Genomic DNA, 7,432 nt, shown 5'->3' on the forward strand with positions numbered 1-7,432 from the left:
GATGCAGGCAAGATGAACGCCTGCAAGATCAGAACACAGGATGCTTATCGTGACCGAAGCTTTTATTGTCGTTCAAACCGCCGAGCAAGCCGTGGATCGGCTTGCTCAACTGCATGAGCGGGCCACCACCGCCTTGAGCCAGGCGCTCAAGCGCTATCTCAAGGATCGCGTCGAACCCACCGCCGAACAACGGGCGCAGTTTCGCTACCCCGAATTACGTTTGACCTACCTCTGCCAGGGCGAAGTCCCACAAACCACCCGGGCCTATGCCAAGGTCCAGTTGCCGGGCACCTACAGTGTCACGGTCACCCATCCGGCGGCGTTTCGTAAGTACCTGCTGGAGCAACTGGTGCCGTTGATGCACGACTTCACCGTGACTGTGGAAGTGGGCGTCAGCGAGCAGAATATTCCGTACCCCTATGTGGTCGAGCAGGGCGACGAACTGGCCGGTTCCGGCGTGACCGCCGCTGTACTGGCGCGGGTCTTCCCCAGCACCGACCTGTCCGCCGCCACCGACGGCATTGCCGACGGCCTGTATGACTGGGAAAACACCGACCCCTTGCCCCTGGCGCTGTTTGACGCCGCACGGGTGGACTTTTCCCTGCGGCGCCTGGTGCATTACACCGGCAGCGACTGGCGTCACGTGCAGCCCTGGATCCTGCTGACCAACTACCACCGTTACGTCGACCAGTTCATTACCCACGGCCTGGAACAACTGCGCAGCGACCCACGCTTTGTACGCATGGTGTTGCCGGGCAACGTGGTCATCGAAAAAGCCATGGACCATGGCGAAGCCTCGGCGATTGCCGCCGGGGTGGTCTGGCACCGCTACCAGATGCCGGCCTATCACCTGCAGGCCTCCGATGGTCATGGCGTGACCCTGGTGAACATCGGCGTCGGCCCATCCAACGCCAAGAACATCACCGATCACCTGGCGGTACTGCGTCCGCATTGCTGGCTGATGATTGGCCACTGCGGTGGCCTGCGGCAGTCGCAGACCATTGGCGACTACGTGCTGGCTCACGCCTACATGCGCCGCGACGGGATTCTGGACCGGGTGGTGCCGCCCAATATTCCGATCCCGGCCCTGGCCGAAGTGCAGATGGCCTTGCAGCAAGCCGCGGCCAATGTCACCGGGGAGAAGGGCGACGACCTGAAAAAACGCCTGCGCACCGGCACCGTGCTGACCTACGACGACCGTAACTGGGAGTTGCGCTGGGCTCAGGAGCGGCCGCTGATCAACCTGTCCCGGGCTGTGGCCGTGGACATGGAAAGCGGCACCATCGCCGCCCAGGGCTATCGCCTGCGAGTGCCGTACGGCACCTTGCTCTGTGTCTCGGACAAACCGCTGCACAGCGAAATCAAACTGCCGGGTTCGGCCAACGCTTTTTATGAGCGAGCGGTCAGCCAGCACCTGAAGATTGGCATCGCGGCGGTGGACCTGCTGCGCACCGACCTCAACTCGCTGCACTCGCGCAAACTGCGCAGCTTCGACGAGCCGCCGTTCCGCTGAGTGTTTATTGAATGGTCATTTGGCGATCAGGCCACTAGCATTGTCGGTCCTGATCGCTGAATGTCCTTTTCACCATGCCCCGTCCCCCTCGTCCCGCTTCCCGCCGTCCTGGCAGCAACAGCCCGTCTTCCAGCCAGGCACCGCGGCGTGTCGCCAAGGCGCCGCCGACCGAGCCGAAACTGATTCTGTTCAACAAGCCATTCGATGTGCTGACCCAGTTCAATGATGAGCAAGGGCGAGCGACCCTCAAGGATTTCATCGCCGTACCGGGCGTCTACCCGGCCGGTCGCCTGGACCGTGACAGCGAAGGCCTGTTGCTGCTGACCAACGACGGCCAGCTTCAGGCGCGCATCGCCGACCCCAAGCACAAACTGGCCAAGACCTATTGGGTGCAAGTCGAGGGCGTGCCCAGCGCCGAGCAATTGCAGCAACTGCGCGATGGGGTGCAGTTGAATGACGGCCCGACCCTGCCCGCCGAGGCCCGAGCCCTTGATGAGCCCGAGCTGTGGCCGCGCAATCCGCCGGTGCGCTTTCGCAAGAGCGTGCCCACTAGTTGGCTGGAGTTGGTGATTCGCGAGGGGCGCAACCGCCAGGTCCGGCGCATGACCGCTGCGGTTGGCCTGCCGACCCTGCGCCTGGTGCGGGTCAGGATTGGCGACTGGACGTTGGACGGGCTGGATCAGGGGCAGTGGAAGGAAGTCCCGGCGCGCTTATAGAACCCCGGACTCGATGAGGCCGATGACCACGCTCTTGATAATGAAGGCGGCCACGCCCAGGCCCAGGACGAAGAACAGAATGAACGAGCCGAAGCGCCCGGCCTTGGACTTCTTCGCCAGATCCCAGACGATGAACGCCATGAAAATGATCAGGATGCTGACCAGGACCGTCATCATCCATTCTTCGAAAACTGCAGGATCCATCGAACATCTCCAGCGCAGGCAGGGCAAAAAAGGCCGGCCGAGTATACGCCAAGGGGTATGGGCAGGGCATTGATCTGCGTGCGTTACGTCGCCACAGGCAGGCTCGCTGGCGCGGCGTTATCAGCCGCGCAGGTGGGTCAGTGGCAGTTCGGTGCTGTTGAGTACCTGGTTGAGGACGAAGCTCGAGCGCACGCTGGTGACGCCTTCGATGCGGGTCAGGTGGCCCAGCAGCAGTTTCTGATAGTGGTCCATGTCGGGCACCACGACCTTGAGCTGGTAGTCGGCGTCCATGCCGGTCACCAGGCTGCATTCCAGGACTTGAGGCAGGTTGCGGATCGCCGCTTCAAAGTTCTCGAAGCGCTCGGGGGTGTGCCGGTCCATGCCGATCAGCACGTAGGCGGTCAGGCTCAGGCCGAGCATCTTGCGATCGAGCAGGGCGACCTGGCGCGAGATGTAGCCGTCGTCTTCCAGTTGCTTGACCCGGCGCGAGCAGGGCGAGGGTGACAGGCCAATACGCTCGGCCAGCTCCTGGTTGGAGATACGGGCGTCGCGTTGCAATTCAGCCAAAATGCTCAGGTCGTAACGGTCGAGTTTGCTCATGGAACAGGCCTTTGTCATAACTATTGCGCCAGATTATCTATCCTGAGTTAAAAATTGCGCAAGCTATGTTTATTTGAGCAATCTTCGCAATCCTGTGTCGACGCCCCAGGCCTATTCTTAACACCAGAATCACTGCCCGGACATAGAGTCCAGTGCGGCCCGCCGAATCAGGCCAGCCGCGGTCGCCACCCCCACAGGGTTGAGCCGACCCCCGGGCTACACACTGTCCAGAAGACGGAGTGAGGTGAGCCGGGGCCACAAGCGCCGAGCACGGACGAAAATCTCAAGGGGGGACCGACGGGTCCCCCTTTTTTATTGACCCTAAATAAGTCTCGTGACTGATAACCTGTCGCAGAACCGGCCTGTGCTTTTCCAGTCTTATCTATAGGCCCTAATCCGCAGTGAGGAATAGCATGAAGTCGCGCATCTGGCGTTTGGCAGGTGTTGGTTTGCTGTGTATCAGTGTCAGCGCGCAGTCGCTGGCCGACGAGCGGGATGAGGCCCAACAACGTCCTCAGCATGGCGCCGGTGGTGGCAATGGCGGCGGCCAGCGTGAACATGCGCCCGAGGCGCGTCCGGCACCCGCCCAGCCGCGTCCGGAAAACAACCAGAACCGTCCCCAGAATAATCAGCCCCGGCCGCAGAATGAGATCATTCGCGGCGATAACAGCCGCCAGTTCGAACATAACGGCCAGAACCCGGGAAGTCAGAACCCGGGCGGACAATGGCAGAACCGTCCCCAGCACGATCCAAACGGCCAGGGCCGCCCAGTGCAGCCGCCGCCCGTCCAGCCGACAACCCGACCTGAGAACAACCTGCCGATCCAGGGGCGTCCCGATACCGTGCGCCAGACCCAGGAGCCGCAGCGCGGCTACTACCAGGACACGCCGCGCCGCAATGATTACAACCAGCACTGGCAGGCGGGCGGGCCGGGCTCGCGTCCGGGCGGTGGACATGCCGACGATCATCGCTGGCCAGGGCGCCCGGATGGGCATGGCAACGGCTGGGGGCCGGGCCCGCAGTATCGCCCGGGGTATGTGATCGACCGTTTTCCGGATCGCAATTACCGCGTGCCTTATCGGGGCCAGGACTATTTCTTCTCCGGTGGCTATTGGTATCGCCCGCAGGGCCCGCGCTACGTCGTGGTGACTCCGCCCTATGGCATTCGCGTGGGGTATCTGCCGGATTACGCCCGGGAAGTCTGGATCGGCAGCGCGCTGTTCTTTCTCGCGGCGGGCGCCTACTACACCTACGAAGCCAGCACCCAGGACTACGTGGTGGTGCAGCCGCCGGTGGCCAGCCCGCCGCCGCAACAGGCGGACAATGGTTATGACGTGGTGGCTTACCCGGTCAGCGGGCAGTCGCCGCAGCAGATCGACCAGGACCGCTACGACTGCTATCGCTGGGCCGTGCAGCAGAGTGGCTTCGATCCGGCCGTGGCCACCTATCCGCCTGCGCCCGAAGTGGTGCAGACCTATCGCCAGGCCCAGGGCAGTTGCCTGAGCTCGCGCGGTTATCAGGTGACTTACTGACCCCTGGCGGCCAGCACCACTTCCTGTGGGTCGGCGTGCACCAGCACTTCGGCCCTCGGGTAGGCGGCATGGATCGCATCGGCGGCCTGGTCGCTGATGCCATGGGCCACTGACAGGCTCAAATTCCCCGGCAGTTCCAGGTGCAGTTGCACGAACCAGTGACTGCCGGAAATCCGCGTGCGCAAGTCATGAGCACCCAGCACCCCTGGAACGGCGCAGGCCAGTTCGAGCATGTGCTGGCTGACATCCGGCGGCAATTCTTCGTCCATCAGCACGGCCACGCTCTCGCGGGCTATCTGCAGCGCACTCCACAGGATGTAGACAGCGATCGCCAGGCCAAACCAGGCGTCCAATTGTTGCCAGCCGAAACTGGCGAGCACCAGGGCCACCAGGATGCTGGTGTTGAGCAGCAAGTCCGAACGGTAATGCAGGGAGTCGGCCCGTACCGCCGTGGAACCGGTTTCGCGGATGACCCGGCTCTGCAGCATCAACAAGGCCATGGTCAGGGCCAGGGACAGCAGCATCACGCCGATGCCGACCCAGGGCGCGCCCAGCGGCTCGGGGTTTTTCAGGCGTTCGATGGCCTGGATCGCGATCAGCACCGCACTGGCGGCGACGAACACCGCCTGGGCCATGCCTGACAGCGACTCGGCCTTGCCATGGCCATAACGGTGGTCGTCATCGGCCGGGCGCAGGGCGTAATGCACCGCCAGCAGATTGAGGAAGGACGCCGCACCATCGAGCAACGAATCGGTCAGGCCCGCCAGCAGGCTCACCGAGCCGCTAAGCCACCAGGCGACGGCCTTGGTCACGATCAGGATGCTGGCCACCGCCAGTGATGCGCGGGTGGCCAGGCGCAGCAGGCGCGCGTGTTCCGGACTAGTGCTCATAGGGGGCGAATTCCTTCAGTGGCCGTTTCAGGCCGCAGGCTGCAGGCCGTACAACGCCAACTGTTGCACGCTGCCTTTGTGCTGGATCAGGCGCGGATCATCCAGCGGAAAGCTGCCGCCCAGTTCGCTTTCGAGAATCGCTTGCAGTTTGCGGTTATCGACTTTGCCGTCGGCGCCTATGGCTTGCTGGAGTTTTTCCGGGGCGATCTGCGCGGTTTTGCCGGGCTCCAGGTAAATGGCGCCGGTGGCGAAGTCGACGCCGAAGGCGATCAACCCGGGGATCACGTAAAACAGCAGCCCCACGGCATCGAGCACGGCCACCAGGGGGTCGATCTTGCCTTCGATCTGGCCGCGCCGATCCGGGAAGAAAATCGAGCCGCAGGCGGTGACCTGGGTCAGCAGGGTGGCGACCAGCACACCGCCAATCAAACGGAAGGGAATACGCATGGAAATCTCCTGAGCAAAGCATGAAGCCAAAGGGGGTGAAGCGTTGTCGGTTTGAGTTCAGACCGTGATTAACGCCAGGCAGTTCGCCGTTATACTCGCGCCTCTGTTTTGGAGCCAGCATGAATTCTTTGCCAATTGATGAAGTTTTGCCTGCACTGCGCGCCGCCCTGGCGACACGCCATGAGGCGGTGCTCGAAGCGCCGCCCGGTGCCGGCAAGACCACCCGCGTGCCTTTAGCCCTGTTGAATGAAACGTGGCTGGCCGGACAGACCATCCTGATGCTCGAACCACGGCGCCTGGCAGCCCGCGCGGCGGCCGAGCGCCTGGCCAGCGAGCTGGGGGAGAAAGTCGGTGAAACCGTGGGCTACCGCATCCGCCTGGACAGCAAGGTCGGCCCCAACACCCGTATCGAAGTGGTCACCGAAGGCATCCTGACCCGCCGCCTGCAGGACGACCCGGCGCTGGATGGCGTGGGGCTGCTGATTTTCGATGAGTACCATGAGCGCAGCCTCGACGCCGACCTGGCCCTGGCCCTGAGCCTGAATGGGCGCGAGCTGTTTCGTGACGAGCAACCGCTGAAGATCCTGCTGATGTCGGCCACCCTGGAAGGCGAGCGCCTGTCGCAGCTGCTCGATGATGCGCCGATCCTGCGCAGTGAAGGGCGCATGTTCCCGGTGACCCAGCGTTGGGGCCGGCCTTATCAGCCTGGCGAGTTTATCGAGCCACGGGTGGTGCAGACCGTTCTTGAGGCTCTCAACGATGAGCCGGGCAGCCTGCTGGTGTTCCTGCCGGGGCAGGCAGAGATCCGCCGGGTGCATCAGCAACTGGCCGAGGCCCTGGGGGATCGGCGCGAGATCCTGCTGTGCCCGCTGCACGGCGAGCTGGATCTTGCAGCCCAGCGCGCGGCCATCGACCCGGCGCCGGCCGGCCAGCGCAAAGTGGTGCTGGCCACCAACATCGCCGAAACCAGCCTGACCATCGACGGTGTGCGCGTGGTGATCGATGCCGGGCTGGCACGGGTGCCGCGCTTCGACCCGGGCAGCGGCATGACCCGCCTCGATACCCAGCGCATCTCCCGCGCCAGTGCCACACAACGTGCCGGCCGTGCGGGGCGCCTGGAGCCCGGGGTGTGTTATCGCCTGTGGTCCGAGGATCAGCATGAGCAACTGGCCGCCTATGCCAGTGCGGAAATCCTCCAGGCGGATCTGGCCGGGCTGGCCCTGCAACTGGCTCGCTGGGGCGTCGCTCCGGGGCAATTGGTGTGGCTGGATGGGCCGCCCACTGCGGCCTACACCCAGGCCCGGGACCTGCTGGAACGCCTCGGCGCCCTGGAGGCCAAGGCCGGTGAAGAGCCCACGTTATCGCGCCACGGCCAGGCCATGGCGCAGTTGCCGGCCCATCCGCGCATTGCCCATTTACTGCTGCGCGGCCAGGCCCTGGGCCTGGCGGACATGGCCTGCGATGTGGCCGCGCTGCTCGGCGAACGGGACATCCTGCGCGGTGCCGGTGCCGACGTGCACAGCCGCCTGG

The 7,432-nt window shown here is 64.0% G+C and carries 8 protein-coding genes; 4 read left to right on the forward strand and 4 right to left on the reverse strand.

Translation table 11 applies throughout. The features are described from left to right. The first annotated feature begins 40 nt into the window (after positions 1 to 40). Positions 41 to 1,513, forward strand: coding sequence for an AMP nucleosidase (gene amn / locus CF161_RS04130; RefSeq protein ID WP_177326751.1), 1,473 nt, complete (start codon positions 41 to 43; stop codon positions 1,511 to 1,513). Between the two features lie 74 nt (positions 1,514 to 1,587). Further along, positions 1,588 to 2,229 (forward strand): pseudouridine synthase, encoded by a 642-nt coding sequence (locus CF161_RS04135; RefSeq protein WP_020295305.1) that lies wholly within the window; start codon positions 1,588 to 1,590, stop codon positions 2,227 to 2,229. Here the strand turns inward: CF161_RS04135 and CF161_RS04140 are convergent. Then, positions 2,224 to 2,433, reverse strand: a complete 210-nt coding sequence (locus CF161_RS04140; RefSeq protein ID WP_020295306.1) for a DUF2788 domain-containing protein — start codon at positions 2,431 to 2,433, stop codon at positions 2,224 to 2,226. The genes CF161_RS04135 and CF161_RS04140 overlap by 6 nt on opposite strands. Positions 2,434 to 2,553: 120 nt before the next feature. Beyond that, positions 2,554 to 3,033: an Lrp/AsnC family transcriptional regulator gene (locus CF161_RS04145; protein ID WP_020295307.1), complete on the reverse strand. Its 480-nt coding sequence runs from the start codon at positions 3,031 to 3,033 to the stop codon at positions 2,554 to 2,556. Between the two features lie 413 nt (positions 3,034 to 3,446). Here CF161_RS04145 and CF161_RS04150 point away from each other — a divergent pair, with 413 nt between their 5' ends. After that, entirely contained in the window at positions 3,447 to 4,565 is a 1,119-nt protein-coding gene (locus tag CF161_RS04150; RefSeq protein WP_020295308.1) for a DUF6515 family protein, read from the forward strand. Here the strand turns inward: CF161_RS04150 and CF161_RS04155 are convergent. Further along, the gene (locus tag CF161_RS04155) at positions 4,559 to 5,455 is read right to left on the reverse strand and encodes a cation diffusion facilitator family transporter (protein ID WP_020295309.1); all 897 of its coding nucleotides are present in this window, start codon (positions 5,453 to 5,455) and stop codon (positions 4,559 to 4,561) included. The two genes, CF161_RS04150 and CF161_RS04155, sit on opposite strands and share 7 nt — an antisense overlap. A 27-nt stretch (positions 5,456 to 5,482) precedes the next feature. Next, positions 5,483 to 5,902 (reverse strand): hypothetical protein, encoded by a 420-nt coding sequence (locus CF161_RS04160; protein ID WP_020295310.1) that lies wholly within the window; start codon positions 5,900 to 5,902, stop codon positions 5,483 to 5,485. Positions 5,903 to 6,021: 119 nt separating this feature from the next. Between CF161_RS04160 and hrpB the strand changes: the two genes are divergently transcribed. Next, positions 6,022 to 7,432: ATP-dependent helicase HrpB (gene hrpB, locus CF161_RS04165; RefSeq protein ID WP_020295311.1), on the forward strand; the 1,411-nt coding region annotated here is incomplete at its 3' end.

This window comes from Pseudomonas sp. CF161, assembly GCF_000416215.1.
Lineage (GTDB): Bacteria > Pseudomonadota > Gammaproteobacteria > Pseudomonadales > Pseudomonadaceae > Aquipseudomonas.